This is a genomic window from Leyella lascolaii, assembly GCF_900079775.1.
GTDB classification, from domain to species: domain Bacteria; phylum Bacteroidota; class Bacteroidia; order Bacteroidales; family Bacteroidaceae; genus Prevotella; species Prevotella lascolaii.
Window position 1 is genome coordinate 187,562 of record NZ_LT556049.1, and the last position, 15,447, is coordinate 203,008.

At 54.0% G+C, this 15,447-nt stretch carries 13 protein-coding genes; 9 read left to right on the forward strand and 4 right to left on the reverse strand.

Translation table 11 applies throughout. The features are described from left to right. Nucleotides 1-1,025: 1,025 nt before the first annotated feature. From BN4609_RS11130 to BN4609_RS11140, 3 genes are all read left to right on the forward strand, one after another. Nucleotides 1,026-1,565, forward strand: coding sequence for a hypothetical protein (locus BN4609_RS11130; RefSeq protein WP_164071660.1), 540 nt, complete (start codon nucleotides 1,026-1,028; stop codon nucleotides 1,563-1,565). 204 nt (nucleotides 1,566-1,769) lie between these two features. Further along, on the forward strand, nucleotides 1,770-3,260 hold the full coding sequence (gene cysS / locus BN4609_RS11135) for a cysteine--tRNA ligase (RefSeq protein ID WP_068856736.1): 1,491 nt from the start codon (nucleotides 1,770-1,772) through the stop codon (nucleotides 3,258-3,260). Nucleotides 3,261-3,324: 64 nt separating this feature from the next. After that, nucleotides 3,325-3,606, forward strand: coding sequence for a putative quinol monooxygenase (locus BN4609_RS11140; RefSeq protein WP_068856737.1), 282 nt, complete (start codon nucleotides 3,325-3,327; stop codon nucleotides 3,604-3,606). A 115-nt stretch (nucleotides 3,607-3,721) separates the two neighbouring features. Here BN4609_RS11140 and BN4609_RS11145 read toward each other — a convergent pair whose 3' ends face one another. The 4 genes from BN4609_RS11145 to BN4609_RS17270 all read right to left on the reverse strand — a co-directional run bounded on the left by BN4609_RS11145 (nucleotide 3,722) and on the right by BN4609_RS17270 (nucleotide 7,901). Continuing rightward, nucleotides 3,722-4,186, reverse strand: a complete 465-nt coding sequence (locus BN4609_RS11145; RefSeq protein ID WP_068856738.1) for a MaoC family dehydratase — start codon at nucleotides 4,184-4,186, stop codon at nucleotides 3,722-3,724. Nucleotides 4,187-4,249: 63 nt separating this feature from the next. After that, on the reverse strand, nucleotides 4,250-4,711 hold the full coding sequence (gene ndk / locus BN4609_RS11150) for a nucleoside-diphosphate kinase (protein WP_021992095.1): 462 nt from the start codon (nucleotides 4,709-4,711) through the stop codon (nucleotides 4,250-4,252). Nucleotides 4,712-5,334: 623 nt separating this feature from the next. Beyond that, the gene (locus tag BN4609_RS11160; protein ID WP_021992094.1) at nucleotides 5,335-6,219 is read right to left on the reverse strand and encodes a PfkB family carbohydrate kinase; all 885 of its coding nucleotides are present in this window, start codon (nucleotides 6,217-6,219) and stop codon (nucleotides 5,335-5,337) included. Nucleotides 6,220-7,421: 1,202 nt separating this feature from the next. Next, nucleotides 7,422-7,901 carry a leucine-rich repeat protein gene (locus BN4609_RS17270; RefSeq protein ID WP_368730396.1) on the reverse strand — a complete coding sequence of 160 codons (480 nt, stop codon included), beginning with the start codon at nucleotides 7,899-7,901 and terminating at the stop codon, nucleotides 7,422-7,424. A gap of 143 nt (nucleotides 7,902-8,044) precedes the next feature. On the opposite strand from BN4609_RS17270, the gene BN4609_RS11165 reads away from it, so the two are divergent. The 6 genes from BN4609_RS11165 (at nucleotide 8,045) to BN4609_RS11190 (ending at nucleotide 15,386) form a co-directional block, all read left to right on the forward strand. Continuing rightward, entirely contained in the window at nucleotides 8,045-8,677 is a 633-nt protein-coding gene (locus BN4609_RS11165; RefSeq protein ID WP_068856740.1) for an epoxyqueuosine reductase QueH, read from the forward strand. A gap of 2 nt (nucleotides 8,678-8,679) precedes the next feature. Further along, nucleotides 8,680-10,665, forward strand: a complete 1,986-nt coding sequence (locus BN4609_RS11170) for an AAA domain-containing protein (RefSeq protein ID WP_084791556.1) — start codon at nucleotides 8,680-8,682, stop codon at nucleotides 10,663-10,665. A 14-nt stretch (nucleotides 10,666-10,679) separates the two neighbouring features. Further along, nucleotides 10,680-11,114, forward strand: a complete 435-nt coding sequence (locus tag BN4609_RS11175) for a hypothetical protein (RefSeq protein WP_021992670.1) — start codon at nucleotides 10,680-10,682, stop codon at nucleotides 11,112-11,114. Further along, nucleotides 11,092-11,742 carry a PAQR family membrane homeostasis protein TrhA gene (gene trhA, locus BN4609_RS11180; protein ID WP_021992671.1) on the forward strand — a complete coding sequence of 217 codons (651 nt, stop codon included), beginning with the start codon at nucleotides 11,092-11,094 and terminating at the stop codon, nucleotides 11,740-11,742. Before BN4609_RS11175 ends, trhA begins: the two co-directional genes overlap by 23 nt. Before the next feature lie 73 nt (nucleotides 11,743-11,815). Then, the gene (locus tag BN4609_RS11185) at nucleotides 11,816-13,501 is read left to right on the forward strand and encodes a hypothetical protein (protein ID WP_068856741.1); all 1,686 of its coding nucleotides are present in this window, start codon (nucleotides 11,816-11,818) and stop codon (nucleotides 13,499-13,501) included. 217 nt (nucleotides 13,502-13,718) lie between these two features. Continuing rightward, nucleotides 13,719-15,386, forward strand: coding sequence for a putative transporter (locus BN4609_RS11190; protein ID WP_021992673.1), 1,668 nt, complete (start codon nucleotides 13,719-13,721; stop codon nucleotides 15,384-15,386). Nucleotides 15,387-15,447: the final 61 nt, after the last annotated feature.

Below are 15,447 nucleotides of genomic sequence, written 5' to 3' on the forward strand. Positions count from 1 at the left end.
ATTTATATTAGTTGTTGATGCATATTTGTTATAATATTAACACACACATTATGAAACACCTCTTTATACTATTATTCATATGTCAGGGCATTCTTGCGCAAGCCCAGACACGCCTCAGCGAGATGCCGTGGCATGAGCGCGACAGTGTGATAACGGCGAGGATGAGAGATTACTTTCACAACAACAACATTGGTAAGGAAGCTGTCGCTCTCATATATCAGAATGATTTCGACGAGAGTTACGTGGAATGGTTATATAACTTTCTTCATCCTAAAGAAAAAGACAGTATAGAAAGGGCTTTCGCACCGTCCGACAGATACATTTATCATATAGACATCATAGGCAAGGAATATTATCCTTTCGATTTTGACAATACCGAGCCGGAGATAGGGCGTCCTGCCACAGCAATGATGGAAGAGAACTTCAACGTGCTGCTATCGGAATATACGTATGACGTGACAGTCTACGGCAACGGCTTCGACATGAAGGACAAGATTCCGACATCGGAGATATTCAGGAACGCTCCGCGCCGTCCCAAGAAGTACGATATACCCACCGACGGGCAGCTGCGCGGCAAGAAGTATGCGTACGGGAAGTCTGTCGCCTCGCTCAAAAAGGCTGAGCGGATAAGGATACTCACCGGCATCGCGCTCAACCATCTGGTGTATCACACAAAGAAAGGCGAGTGCTGGACAGACATGAGAGACGTCGGCGAGATATATCCCACTATCNAAATACGACTGGATACCGGAGAAATACAGGGCTTTCAAAAAGGACGAGATACCGGAAGGGACGCTCCCGGAGGACATTTACCATTGTGTCACGATATATTGGGAGGGCTGGAAGAAGGCTGGTCTGGAATCTCCGATACTCGCATCGTGCTGGATAGCCGACAAAAACCGCAAGGTAATCAGATGCCGTATGCACAAGCCGGAGAACAGGAAAGTAAATGTGCCGTTATAATTATACTGAGAAAATGAAGCGACAATCATTCTTAATCATTCTGTGCGCATGTTTCTATGCACGTGATATTCTCAGAAGCCACCGGCGATGTCACTGTATATACATACGGCATAGACGAGAATGAACGTGTGACAGGCGTTTTTGAAAACCCTACACGGCATGCGCAAAGATACGTCATTCCTACAGACGCACAGCTGCGGAGCAGAGAATATGCCAAAGGCAAACCCATATGGAATATGAAAAAGGACGAACGGATAAGAATACTCACCGCTATCGCCCTGAACCACATGGCATATCACATGAAGGGAAAGGACATACCGATTGACATACACAATCATGGCGACATGTTCCCTACCATCGGTGAGTATCCGTTCAGGTTCATTGACTACAGCTGGATTCCCGAGAAATACCTGCCTGTGACGACGGATGAGATACCCGGATGGGTGAGGGCGGACGACATACTGCATGTCGTCACCTTATATTATAAGGAATGGCAGACAGCCGGACTGCCGTCGCCAGAACTTGCAAAGCTTTATATAACAAACCGAAAGCGGAAGGTGATAAGATGCGAAGTGGCTGTACGGGACGCGGACGAGCCGTAGGACACGGTAGAGGAATGACCTGGAAAAGGTGTCACATACGGCGGAAAACGTTACGGATACTGCCATAGCGGCTTACGTGAGGTGCGAAGCGATGAAAATGAACAAATTTTTCATGTATATCAAAAAAAATAAGTAAGTTTGCAAATCGGTAAACATTAACAGTACGGACACCGCCTGTGGTCCGCCAAACTCATATAAACCATTATGGAACAGAAACTTTTCATATACAACACTCTTTCAAGACGAAAGGAGCTTTTTGAACCTCTGCACGCACCGAACGTGGGAATGTACGTATGCGGACCCACCGTATACGGTGACCCGCACCTCGGTCACGCGCGCCCGGCGATAACGTTCGACCTGCTCTTCCGCTATCTGAAGCACCTCGGATATAAGGTGCGCTACGTGCGCAACATCACAGACGTGGGTCATCTGGAGCACGACGCGGACGACGGCGACGACAAGATAGCAAAGAAGGCGCGCCTCGAACAGCTCGAGCCGATGGAGGTGGCGCAGTATTACACCAACCGCTACCACGCGGCGATGGACGCCCTCAACGTGCTGCCTCCGAGCATAGAGCCGCACGCCACAGGACACATCATAGAGCAGGAGGAGCTGGTGAAGCAGATAATGGACAACGGCTTCGCCTATGAGAGCAACGGAAGCATATACTTCGACATAGCCAAGTTCAACAAGAAACATCATTACGGAGTGCTCTCCGGACGCAATCTCGACGACATAATAAACGCGAGCAGGCAGCTCGACGGTGTGGGAGAGAAACGCAACCAGGCTGACTTCGCACTGTGGAAGAAGGCACAGCCCGAGCACATCATGCGCTGGCCGAGCCCGTGGAGCGAGGGTTTCCCGGGATGGCACTGCGAGTGCACTGCCATGGGACGCAAATATCTGGGCTCGCACTTCGACATTCACGGCGGCGGACTCGACCTCGTCTTTCCCCACCATGAGTGCGAGATAGCGCAGGCTGTGGCAAGCCAGGGCGACCAGATGGTGAAGTACTGGATGCACAACAACATGATAACAATCAACGGACAGAAGATGGGCAAGTCGCTGGGGAACTTCATCACGCTCGAGCAATTCTTCACAGGAGAGCACGAGAGCCTCGACAAGGCATACTCGCCGATGACCATCCGCTTCTTCATACTGTCCGCACACTACCGTGGAACGGTGGACTTCTCCAACGAGGCGTTGCAGGCAAGCGAGAAGGGACTGGAGAAACTGATGAACGGCATAGCCGCCCTGAAACGCATAAAACCGTCTGCCGAGTGCGACGGACAGACAAAGAAGACCGTAGAGGCACTGCGCCGGAAGTGCTACGACGCGATGAACGACGACCTTGCCACGCCACAGGTGATAAGCCATCTGTTCGAGGCGTGCGGCGTGATAAACCGCCTCGTGGACCACAAGGCGTCCATATGCGAGGACTGCCTGAAGGAGCTCACGGAGACGATGCGGCTCTTCACCTTCGACATTCTCGGACTGCGCGACGACCGCAGCGGCTCGTCTGACGAGCGCGAGAAGGCATACGGCAAGGTGGTGGACATGGTGCTCGACCTCCGCGCCAAGGCTAAGGCGGCGAAAGACTGGACTACCAGCGACCGCATACGCGACGAGCTCGCCGCCGCCGGATTCGAGGTGAAGGACACAAAGGACGGTGCCACGTGGACTCTGAACAAATGACCATAACCCCGCCGGCACCGGTTGCCGGCACAATATTAACATAAAACAAAAGAAAGGATATATTATGATAAGACTGAACTGCTTCGTAAGACTTAACGACGCCGCCATGCGCGACGAGGTGACAGCACACGCCAAGGCTCTCGTAGCCGCCACACTGGCAAACGACAAGGGCTGCGTGGCTTACGATTTCTTCGCAAGCGCCACACACGACAACGTGTTCATGTTCTGCGAGACATGGGCTGACGAGGCGTCACTCGAGGCTCACTCCAACGCACCACACTTCAAGGAGCATGTCGGAGCCATAGAGAAAGCCGCCGAGATGAAGCTCGAGAAGATGACGCTATGACATCAGCCGCCGCCACGGAGCGGCAAGGATGAACAAACATAAAGCCCGGAGCGCGGTGGATCATCACACCGTTCTCCGGGTTTTCTTTTCTGTCAGCCCTCACCGTCAGGCTGTGTCACTCGAAGTAGTAGAGGAACGTGGCGATGCCGGTGAGCGCCTTTTTCGGGCAGTCCTTTATCTCTATGGCGAACTTTATCTGCGCCTTTGTCACTCCGCGCAGGTTCTCTATGGCGTGAAGGTCTGCCGACAGGCGTATTGCCTGACCCGACTTCACCGCCTGACCGAACTTCATCTTGTCCATGCCATAGTTCACCATCATCTTCAGATTCCTCACGTCTATAATCTGGTTCCACAGATAAGGGAGCATCGATAGCGTGAGATAGCCGTGCGCTATGGTCGTGCCGAACTGGCTCTCACGTGCCGCGCGCTCCGTGTCAACGTGTATCCACTGATGGTCGAGAGTGGCGTCTGCAAACATGTTTATGCGTTCCTGCGTCAGCTCCACATAGTCTGACACACCCAGATTCTTGCCCAAGTAAGCGGCAAACTCATCATAACTGCTTATTACTAATTTATCCATCGGATTTAAAAGTTTATATTATATTAATCTGATATGCTTATTTGTATGCCGCCTTCCGCGCCATCATATGCCGTCAGGACTGTAGAAGAAGTCGCGCATGGGGTAAGGATAGTCGAATATCTCCTCCTCCTTGAAGAAGCGGCGCAGCTCTATCGCCGCGTTCTCAGGACTGTCTGAGGCATGCACGATGTTCTCCTGTCCGCTCATGGCATAGTCGCCTCTGATGGTGCCGGGGGCTGCCTTGCGTCCGTTTGTCGCTCCTGTGATGCTGCGCACCACCTCCACCGCGTCAGTGCCTTCCACACACATAGCCACCACGGGAGTAGCCATCATGGCGTTTTTCACCCACTGGAAGAACGGGCGGTCGGCAAGATGGGCATAGTGCTCGTTGAGAATGGCTTCGTCGAGCTGCATCATTTTAAGTCCTTTTATGCGCAGACCTTTTCTCTCGAAGCGATGTATCACCTCACCGATGAGCCCTCTCTGCACTGTGCAGGGTTTTAGAAGAATCAGTGTCTTTTCCATTTCATTTAAGTTTTTATCCGTTATTTAAGTTTAATACCAGCCGTCACGGTTTTTTCAGCAAAACCTTACGGGAATGCGGACATAGTGAAAGGCGAGTGCAACGGCAAAGCGGGAAAACAACGTTTTCACAGGATTGATGTTGCCGAGCCGCATCCTATATTATGCAAAGATGTTGCAAACGAGTGGAATGAAAGTTGCTTTCATATTCCCGAGTGCAGCTATATCTTATGCAAATATAGTGAAAGGCGAGTGCAACGGCAAAGCGGAAAAACCGTGTTTTTACAGCTTTGGCACTGCCGAGCCGCATCCTATATTATGCAAATATAGTGAAAGGCGAGCGCAACGGCAAAGCGGAAAAACCGTGTTTTTACAGCTTTGGCACTGCCGAGCCGCATCCTATATTATGCAAATATAGTGAAAGGCGAGCGCAACGACAAAGCGGAAAAACCGTGTTTTTACAGCTTTGGCACTGCCGAGCCGCATCCTATATTATGCAAAGATGTTGCAAACGAGTGGAATGAAAGTTGCTTTCATATTCCCGAGTGCAGCTACATCTTATGCAAATGTACGAAAAAAAACTCACAATCAAACAAAATTCGCCTCAATTTTATCACTCTCCGCCATCACCCCCTGCGCTCTCCCCGCACAAGAGCCTCGGCTTCCGCCGCAGTGCGGTCGAACGGTCCGTTATGCTCGAGCTTCAATGTGCACATGGCGGCGGCAAACCGTCCCGCCTCGGAATAGCCCGCACCGAGCGCGCGGCAGTACAGATAACCGGCGGAATAGGTGTCGCCGCAGCCCGTGGCATCCACTATCTCACGCGGCGCGTACGCCGGTATCTCGTGGAAACAGCCATCGGCATATATCAGCGAACCCTCGCTTCCCAGCGTCACCACAACCTCCTTCACGCCCCACCCCGCCAGGCGCAGCGCAGCGTCCCGGGCGTCGCTGAGCCCCGTGATGACCTGCATCTCGTGCTCGTTCACCTTTATTATGTCCGTCAGGGCGAGTATCCTGAGCTTGTCCTCCCAGTCCACCGCATGCACATCGTGCCCCCGAACGTCGCGCAGATAGCCCTGGGCGTCGATGGATATGCTGCCTCTCTGCGAGAGATACTCCACCACCTCGGGCGAGAAATCGTCGGCAAGGAGCGACCCGAGATGATATATGCCGGCGTCAAGACCGCTCACGTCCTCAACGGTGAAAGGGTCTGCCTTCTCCAGGACACGCTGTGTGCGCTCGTTCTGGTTATCCCCATACTTGTTCTCAAAATACACCGTGTGGCGGCTCCGTCTCACTTCCACGTCGATGCCAGCACCCCGCATCAGTCTCACGGCGTCCATGTCTTCCTCCCCGAGCTTCGTCACGAGCCTGAACGGAACCCTGTGCGGAAGACTGTTGAAGGCATATGAGAAATAGAACGACGTGCCTCCCGACATGTAGACGGTCTTGCGCGGAGTGATGATCTTGTCTTTTGTGATGTGCCCTAAGCAACAAATATCCTTCATTGCGAACCTGTTATTAATCGGCTGATTATACCAAATGTGTGCAAAATTACTCATTTTAAGGCAAACGGCAAAGAACATGAGGCATAATGAATGCATATCACCGGATATTGTGTACGTAAGATGTTGACGATGGAGAACAATGTCCACGGAATAACGCACGGACATCATCGTCATACGACAACCGCAATGCCGCAATTCACGGATATGAATATTAAAAATATATAAAACCGTAACCGAAATGTTAAATATCCGTTGTAAAAACACCGCAAATACTACGTCAGAGCGCGGCAGCGGCAAAACAATCCGGAAAAACGCAGAAAACAGGAACCCGCGCAAGCCACTGACAGACAACCGGTTGACTGCAATGGTGTCATGAAAGCCATTTCTCCGTCACACGAAAGAGCCCGTTCCGCATCACGAAACAGGCTTTATCACACTGCCATAAAGCCCCTTACGCACCCTCAAAAAGCCGTTTCCGCAACACGAAAGACCCTTTTCCGCACCTTCCCCACCCGTTTTTCACCACACAACCGACGTAAAACAGGCTTTCCGGACAGACATTGTCGAGGTGCGGAAAGCTGTAAGAGAGAAAACGATATGTTAAATTCAAAACACCAAACATAAATATATGTTAAGCAAAAACCGCATATATCCGCGCTCCGCAGACGTTTTGGCATGGCATATAAAAAGACATCCCATTTTAAGAACGGATAACAAGACGACCGTGCGAAACGTCATATGGGCACGATAAAGACGTCATATGGGCACGATAAAGACAGCATATGGGCACGATAAAGACAGCATCCGTCGCCATAACATCATCCCCTCCACGCCACAACCCCGCTTTCATCCCAAAGTAGAGACGCAAAATCTTGCGTCTCACAAGCTACCATCCGCTACATAAAACATCATAACACACTGACAATAAACACATTTTCCCCATCACGACCACAAACAAACCGCACACCCAAAATGCGCAACCAACCAAGTAGAGACGCAAAATCTTGCGTCTCACAAGCTACCAACTACGCTATCAGAGAACATCATATCACACTGGAAACAAACACATTCCTCAATCGTATAATCACACACCTCCCTCGTGAGACGCAAAATCTTGCGTCTCTACTTTCCGCCAGCCATGTTATTTTAAAACACGTAAGCACTGCGCGGAAACACCTCGCCGACCCCTTACTGACATGCTCCTACTGCATACGTGTCATTTTCTTTGATATAAACTCTGGCTCATTAAAAAATTTTACGCTAACTTTGCATAAGACAGGCTGCACTCGGCAATTTAAGAACAAGTTCTCATTGCACTCGCTGGCTCTGTCTTTGCATAAGACAGGCTGCACTCGGCAATCTAAGAACAAGTTCTCATTGCACTCGCTGGCTCTGTCTTTGCATAAGACAGCCCGCACTCGGCAATCTAAGAACAAGTTCTCATTGCACTCGCTGGCACTGTCTTTGCATAAGACAGGCTGCACTCGGCAATCTAAGAACAAGTTCTCATTGCACTCGCTGGCTCTGTCTTTGCATAAGACAGGCTGCACTCGGCAATCCAAGAACAAGTTCTCATTGCACTCGCTGGCTCTGTCTTTGCATAAGACAGCCCGCACTCGGCAATCTAAGAACAAGTTCTCATTGCACTCGCTGGCACTGTCTTTGCATAAGACAGGCTGCACTCGGCAATCTAAGAACAAGTTCTCATTGCACTCGCTGGCTCTGTCTTTGCATAAGACAGCCCGCGCCAGGCAACACAACGACAAGTAATATTAATTGAAACATCAAATACATCCCGGCGCGCCGCAACAACACAACATATACAATGAACAAGATAAACTATCAGCTCAGACTCGACGAGATAATAAAACGGCACGAGGCTGCCGGAGAGACACCCACACTGCTGCTGCACAGCTGTTGCGCACCGTGCAGCAGCTATACCATAGAGTATCTGTCGCAATACTTCCGTATAACGGTGCTTTATTACAACCCCAACATATCGCCCGAATCCGAATATGCCACGCGCAGAGAGGAACAGCGGAGACTCATAAGTGAGATGGAGACCGTGAACCCGGTGATGTTCGAGGCTGACGAATACGACCCGCAGACGTTCTACAACGCCGTGCGAGGACTGGAGAACGAACCTGAGGGAGGCGACAGATGCCTTGTGTGCTACCGCATGAGGCTCGAACGCGCGGCGCGGCTGGCGGCAGAACGGGGCATGGACTACTTCACCACGACACTCACAATAAGTCCGATGAAGAGGGCTGACAGGATAAACGAGATAGGCGAGGAGATTGCCGCACGCACGGGAGTGAGCTTCCTGCCGTCCGACTTCAAGAAGCGCGGGGGCTATCTACGCTCCATAGAGCTGTCGCGCGAGCACGGTCTCTACAGGCAGAACTACTGCGGCTGCGTCTTCTCCAGACGCCAGGCGCGACAACACGACGACCGATAGGCATGGACAACCAGTCACCCATACAGGCTCTCACGCGGCAGAGGATGCTGCTGCAAGTGGAATATGCATGCGAGAAAGAGAACTTCCGCAGGCAGACGGAGGCTTTCGGCATAATGCGGAAGGTGAGGCGCGGCGACGCATGGTATCCCGTAAGGACGGGACGCACGTATTATAACTCGCTCAATCAGGAGGTTATCGAGATAATAAGACAGGACGGGAGCGACATCGAACACAACTTCGAGTACGGACGCCCGGTGTGTTTCTTCACCATGAGCACCGGTGCCGGTGGAGAGGAGAAAAGCATCCGCTACCTGTCGTTCACAGCCACGGTGAGCTATGCCGAAGCCGACCGCATGGTGGTGGTGATGCCGTCAGCCAGCCACATTCTCGAACTGCAACGCATGGAGAAGCCCTTGGGCGTGCAGCTGTCGTTCGACGAGACGTCATACAGACTGATGTTCGAGGCTCTCGACCGTGTCACAGGCGCGCGCTCGGGACGCCTTGCCTACTTGCGCGACCTGTTCTACTCGGGAGCGAAGGCGGCTCGGTTCACGTTCGCCCCGACACGGTTCCCGTGGCTCAACCCTTCGCAGGAGCACGCCGTCAACGAGATGCTGGCGGCAAAAGACGTCATGGTTGTGCATGGTCCTCCGGGCACAGGGAAGACCACAACGCTCGTTGAGGGAATATACGAGACACTCCGGCGAGAGAACCAGGTGCTCGTATGCGCCCAGAGCAACATGGCTGTCGACTGGATATCAGAGAAACTTACCGACCGGGGACTGAACGTCCTGCGCATCGGCAATCCCACGCGCGTGAACGACAAGATGCTTTCCTTCACCTACGAACGACGCTTCGAGGCACATCCCGACTACCCGCAGCTGTGGAGCATACGCAACGCCATACGCCAGCTACGGGCACATCGCAGACGCGGAGAAGACTTCCACCAGAAGCTGGACAGGCTGCGCGCCAGAGCCGTCGAGCTGGAGCTGCGTATCAACAACAGCCTTTTCGGCGAGGCAAGGGTGATAGCATCCACGCTCACAGGGTCGGCAAGCCGGCTGCTGGAAGGCATGAAGTTCGGCACACTCTTCATCGACGAGGCGGCGCAGGCTCTCGAGGCGGCGTGCTGGATAGCCATACGCAGGGCGTCGCGTGTGGTGCTCGCAGGCGACCACTGCCAGCTTCCGCCCACCGTCAAGAGCATAGCCGCGCTGAAAGGCGGACTGGGCACGACGCTCATGGAGCGCATCGTGGAGAGCAAGCCGGAGGCGGTGACGCTGCTCACTGTGCAATACCGCATGAACGAGGAGATAATGCGGTTCTCCAACGAATGGTTCTATCAGGGACGGATAACCTCCGCACCGCAGATAAAAAACCGTGGAATACTCGACTTCGACTGCCCCATGACGTGGATAGACACCTCCGCGCTCGAGGGCAAAGAGGAGTTTGTGGGCGAGAACTTCGGCAGGATAAACCGCGGAGAGGCTGAGCTCACCGTCACCGTTCTCACCTCCTACTTCAACAAGATAGGCAGGCGCAGACTGCTCGAGGAGAGCATCGACGTGGGCGTGATATCTCCCTATCGGGCGCAGGTGCAGTATCTCAGACGGCTGATAAGGAAGGACGCCTTCTTCAAACCTTACCGCCACCTCATCACCGTCAACACCGTCGACGGGTTTCAGGGGCAGGAGCGCGACGTGATACTCATCTCGCTGGTGCGCGCCAACGGTGAGGGGCAGATAGGATTCCTGCGCGATCTGCGTCGCATGAACGTGGCGATGACACGCGCAAGGATGAAGCTCATCATCCTTGGAGACACATCCACCATGACGCGCCATCCTTTCTACGACAAGCTCTACCGCCACATCATGAATACAGGACGGGCATACGGCGGAGCGGGCGTCATCACCGTCGGAGGCGACAGTCACAATGACGGCGGCGCGGACACCACGGACAACGGTACAGACGAAACAGAAACAACATAAGACAACACAACAATATGCTTCAACGTGACTACATCCTGCGCCTCATACGCGAGTTCATGGCTGCAATAGAACGCATGCTCAGGAAGAAGGAAATAGCCGACCGGCGCGAGGAGATAAAACAGCTCTACGAACAGTATGTCGGTCCGTACGCGCTCTACCGCAACGCCACGACCGACGAGGTGATGCTCGCTCTTGCCGGACTCGATCCCGAACAGCGCATGGCGCGCATGGAGATGCTTGCCGAACTGTTCTATGTCGAGGCTGACACCGTATCCTTTCCTGACAACGAATTCCTTCTTGAGAAGGCTTTCGCACTCTTTTCCGTCATAGAGAAAGAGGGAAAGACCTACTCGATGAGACGCAGATGGAAAATGCAGGACATACTCGAAAGGACAGGAAAGGATTCACACCGAAGCGCGGAACGCAATGAAAATATTCTTCAATCATAAGGAAGAGCTGTGGAACTCGTGGTCGCACGCAGCCGGAATAGTGATGGGTGTGGCGGCGGGAGCGGTGTTCCTGGCATGGTGTATGCACACCGACAACATCTGGGCTACAACGGGTGTCATACTCTATCTCTTCGGTATGCTGTGCTCATACGCCGCTTCCACGGTATACCACTCGCTGAGCGCATGGTCGAAATGGAAGGAACGGCTCCGCCGGTGGGACCACGCGGCAATCTACTGGCACATCGCCGGATCCTACTCTCCCATCACTCTGATAGCCCTGAGAGAGTGCGGGGCATGGGGATGGTCGCTGTTCGCCTTCATATGGACGGCTGCCATAGCGGGCACCATAATGAGTTTCGCGCGGCTGAAAGACCACAGCAACATCGAGACGGCATGCTTCGTGGCAATGGGCATGAGCGTGCTCGTGGCGTTCGGACCGCTCTCCCGCAGCGTGAGCGGCATATCCATGGCATGGCTCATAGCCGAGGGAGTGAGCTACATCACGGGCGCGCTGTTCTACAGTATCAACAAAAGGAGGTTCATGCACACGGTGTTCCACTTCTTCGTCCTGCTCGGCTCGCTATGCCATATATTAGCAGTCTGGGACATACTCGTGACCTATCTCTGAACGGAAAAGCCTCTTCCGACCCGCACTGCTGACTATAATATACTATATAATAATGTGTAATAACCTTCAAGACATGACAAAAACCAAGACACTGTTCCTCATCCTGACCCTCGCGGCAGCCACCGCGACGGCATGCGCGCGGACCGTAGGCGTGACTGGGACCGACAACCAGCCGCGCATAATAAACATAGTGAACTTCATACGACAGACAGACTATCGCGTGGAAGACTCCGACCGGAAACTCTACGAGACGGTGTGCAGGCAGGTGGAGCTGGTCAACCGTTACGATCTTCCGGCAACGTTCCTGCTCGAGTACGACACTCTCATCAATCCACTCTACCAGAAACTGCTGAAGACCAAGCTGCGCAACGGCGCGGAGATAGGCGCATGGTGGGAACTGACACAGCCGCACATCGAGGCGGCGGGGCTCAAGTGGCGGGGCGAGCATCCGTGGGTGTCGCACGCGAACATAGCCTTCAGCACCGGATACACAAAGGAAGAGCGGGAGCGTCTGGTGGATGTCTACATGCGGAAGTTCAAGGACGTATTCGGCACTTACCCCAAATCGGTAGGCTCATGGTACATCGACGCGCACACACTTGCATATATGCACGACAGATACGGCATCGAAGCGTCGTGCAACTGCAAGGACCAGATAGGCACAGACGGCTACACCCTGTGGGGCGGATACTGGAACCAGGCTTACTATCCCAGCCGTCTCAACGCCTACATGCCTGCCCAGACCGGGGCGGGACAGATACCGGTGCCCGTCTTCAGAATGCTTGGCAGCGACCCGATATACCAGTATGACGACGGACTGGGCAACGAACGGCAGGGCGTAATATCGCTCGAGCCGGTCTATAAGCATGCCGGGATGAACCGCAAATGGGTGGACTACTTCTTCGACGCGCTCACCGACGGACCGTGCCTCGCCTTCGGCTATGCGCAGGCAGGGCAGGAAAACTCCTTCACATGGGACAACATGAGGGAGGGACTCGAGATGCAGATGCCGCTCATCGACTCTCTGCGGCGTGCCGGAAAGGTGCGTGTGGAGACGCTCGGAGAGTCTGGCAGATGGTTCAGAAAGCGTTTTCCGCTCACTCCCGCCACCGCCGTCACCACCGTGAGCGACGTGCGCGGCGAGGGCAACAAGACCGTCTGGTACGACAGCCGTTACTACCGCGCCAACCTGCTGTGGGAAAAGGGACGCTTCAGATTCCGCGACATACATCTCTTCGACGAGCGTTTCAAGTCGGAATATCTCGACACTCCGGGCACGGGAGACCGTTTTCTGTTCTACACGCTGCCCTTCGTCGACGGCTTCATGTGGAGCAAGGGCGAGGACAGAGCCGGACTGTCACTTGTCAGGACCGGCAGTGACGGACATGCGGAAGAGCTCAGGCTCGACAGTCCGGAAGTGAAAGAGCGCGGCAGAAGCGTGCTCGAAGTGAGAGGCAACGACCAGTATGGCGACACATTCCGCATCACGCTGCACGACGACCGCATAGAGGTGAGCTCGCCGGATGCGGACAAAGACGTAGCATGGGCATTGCAACTGCACGCCGCACCGGGCACGGAACTGCCGTTCACCGACGTCGGCGGCAAGTCTGCCAACGCCGTGTTCCGCGGACACTCCTACTCCGTGACATGCTCAGAAGGCAGGTTCGAGAAAGCGGCGGAGGGCGACAGCCACGTCCTGCGCATCATTCCCGACAACGGAAAGATAACGATAGACTGCGCCGTAAGGCAATCCAGATAATGTCACTATTGTCATGACAATTGACAGAAAAGCCCCTTCCGCAGTACGGCGGCTTGTATAAAACACGGTAAAACATACATTTCGGCATCTTTTCTTTGCAGTGTCTGCAACTTGAGCTATCTTTGCACAGGATATTGGCGGGTCCGTGGAAGCAGGGCATACATATCTTTCCACCGGTCAGCCACATCCGGACACTCATCACATCAATAACATAACAATGGACTGGATAAACGGGCTTTTCAGCACAAATCCTGCCGCACAGACGGTCATAGTGCTGTCCATGATAACCGCCGCAGGCCTCGCGCTCGGCAAACTTCATGTCCGCGGCATATCGCTCGGAATAGCTTTCGTGTTCTTTATAGGCATCATAGCGGGTCAGTTAGGCTTCTGCGCCGACCCCATGATGGTGAGTTTCGCAGAGACGTTCGGGCTTCTGCTCTTCGTCTACACCCTCGGACTGCACGTCGGACCGAGCTTTGTCGGCATGATGAGGCACGAGGGTCTGTCGCTCAACATATGGAGCATGGCTGTCATCGCAGCCGGAACGATACTGGCGCTCATACTCTGTCCGCTGACAGGAATAAGCGTTCCTGACATGACCGGCATCCTTTGCGGAGCGACAACCAACACCCCCGCCCTTGCCGCAGCGCAGCAGGCACTCAACAGCGCAGGACTTCCGAGCAACGGAGCGGCACTGGGATGCGCCGTGACCTATCCGCTCGGAGTTGTCGGAGTGATACTCGCCATGATGTTCATACGCCGTTTCTTCGTCAAGCCGGCAGACCTTGAGCCGCGCGAGGAGAACAGTGAGGACAACACATACATAGCACAATACATCGTCGTGAACCCCGCGCTAGACGGAAAGACCATCTTTGAGATATCGCAGATGACCCACCGCCACTTCATCATATCGCGCATATGGCGCGACGGAAAGGTGATTGTGCCGCTGGCGGAGACCACGATGCAGCAGGGCGACAGCGTGCTCGTGGTGACTAAGATAGACGAGTCGGAGGCAATGAGCATACTCTTCGGCAAGAAGGTGGAGAAAGACTGGAACCGCGACAAAGACCGTATAGACTGGAACGCCATAGACAGCAACGTGGAGAGCCGCGTGATTCTGCTCACCCGGACAGAGCTCAACGGCAAGACGCTCGGCACGCTCCACATGCGCACGGCATACGGAGTGAACGTCAGCCGGATAATGCGCGGCGACATAAAGCTGCTTGCCAGCGACGACCTTCGCCTTCAGTACGGCGACCGCCTCACCGTTGTGGGAGCGCCGAAAGACATCTGTCACGCCGAACAATTCCTCGGCAACGCTGTCCAAGTGCTCAAAGAGCCCAACCTCGGAGCCATCTTCTTCGGGATGATACTGGGTCTTGCGCTCGGCATGATTCCCATCAACCTGCCGGGAATGAGCGCGCCCGTACACCTCGGAATAGCAGGCGGAGGCATCATCATGGGCATACTTGTCGGCGCGCTCGGTCCCCGCGCCCACTTCATAAGCTACACCACACGCTCCGCATCGCTCATGCTGCGCAAGCTCGGACTGTCGCTCTATCTTGCAAGTCTGGGTCTTGTGGCAGGCAGCGACTTCTTCAGCACCATCATGCGACCCGAAGGTCTGATGTGGGTTGCTACCGGATTCGTGGTCACCGTGCTCCCTCTCATCATCGTGGGACTGCTCGCCCTGCACACGGGAAAGTTCGACTTCGGCACCATCTGCGGCATTCTCTGCGGCTCGATGGCAAACCCCATGGCTCTGAGCTACGCCAACGACACGCTCAAAGGCGACTCCGCCTCAGTGAGCTACACCTCGGTCTATCCGCTCGGAATGTTCGTCAGAGTGGTCATAGCACAGATTATAATAATGTTCTCCGTCTGAACCTGAGTCACGGAAACATACCTTCACATATGCGTCACCCCCGGCATCACAGTGAGTGGAT

Excerpts from the sequence above, each read along its gene's own strand:
- BN4609_RS11140 (WP_068856737.1), top strand. The coding sequence starts at position 3,325 with ATGATAAGACTGAACTGCTTCGTAAGACTTAACGACGCCGCCATGCGC.
- BN4609_RS11165 (WP_068856740.1), top strand. The coding sequence starts at position 8,045 with ATGAACAAGATAAACTATCAGCTCAGACTCGACGAGATAATAAAACGG.
- BN4609_RS11175 (WP_021992670.1), top strand. The coding sequence starts at position 10,680 with ATGCTTCAACGTGACTACATCCTGCGCCTCATACGCGAGTTCATGGCT.
- BN4609_RS11160 (WP_021992094.1), bottom strand. The coding sequence starts at position 6,219 with ATGAAGGATATTTGTTGCTTAGGGCACATCACAAAAGACAAGATCATC.
- BN4609_RS11190 (WP_021992673.1), top strand. The coding sequence starts at position 13,719 with ATGGACTGGATAAACGGGCTTTTCAGCACAAATCCTGCCGCACAGACG.
- trhA (WP_021992671.1), top strand. The coding sequence starts at position 11,092 with ATGAAAATATTCTTCAATCATAAGGAAGAGCTGTGGAACTCGTGGTCG.
- BN4609_RS11145 (WP_068856738.1), bottom strand. The coding sequence starts at position 4,186 with ATGGATAAATTAGTAATAAGCAGTTATGATGAGTTTGCCGCTTACTTG.
- BN4609_RS11170 (WP_084791556.1), top strand. The coding sequence starts at position 8,680 with ATGGACAACCAGTCACCCATACAGGCTCTCACGCGGCAGAGGATGCTG.
- ndk (WP_021992095.1), bottom strand. The coding sequence starts at position 4,711 with ATGGAAAAGACACTGATTCTTCTAAAACCCTGCACAGTGCAGAGAGGG.
- cysS (WP_068856736.1), top strand. The coding sequence starts at position 1,770 with ATGGAACAGAAACTTTTCATATACAACACTCTTTCAAGACGAAAGGAG.
- BN4609_RS11185 (WP_068856741.1), top strand. The coding sequence starts at position 11,816 with ATGACAAAAACCAAGACACTGTTCCTCATCCTGACCCTCGCGGCAGCC.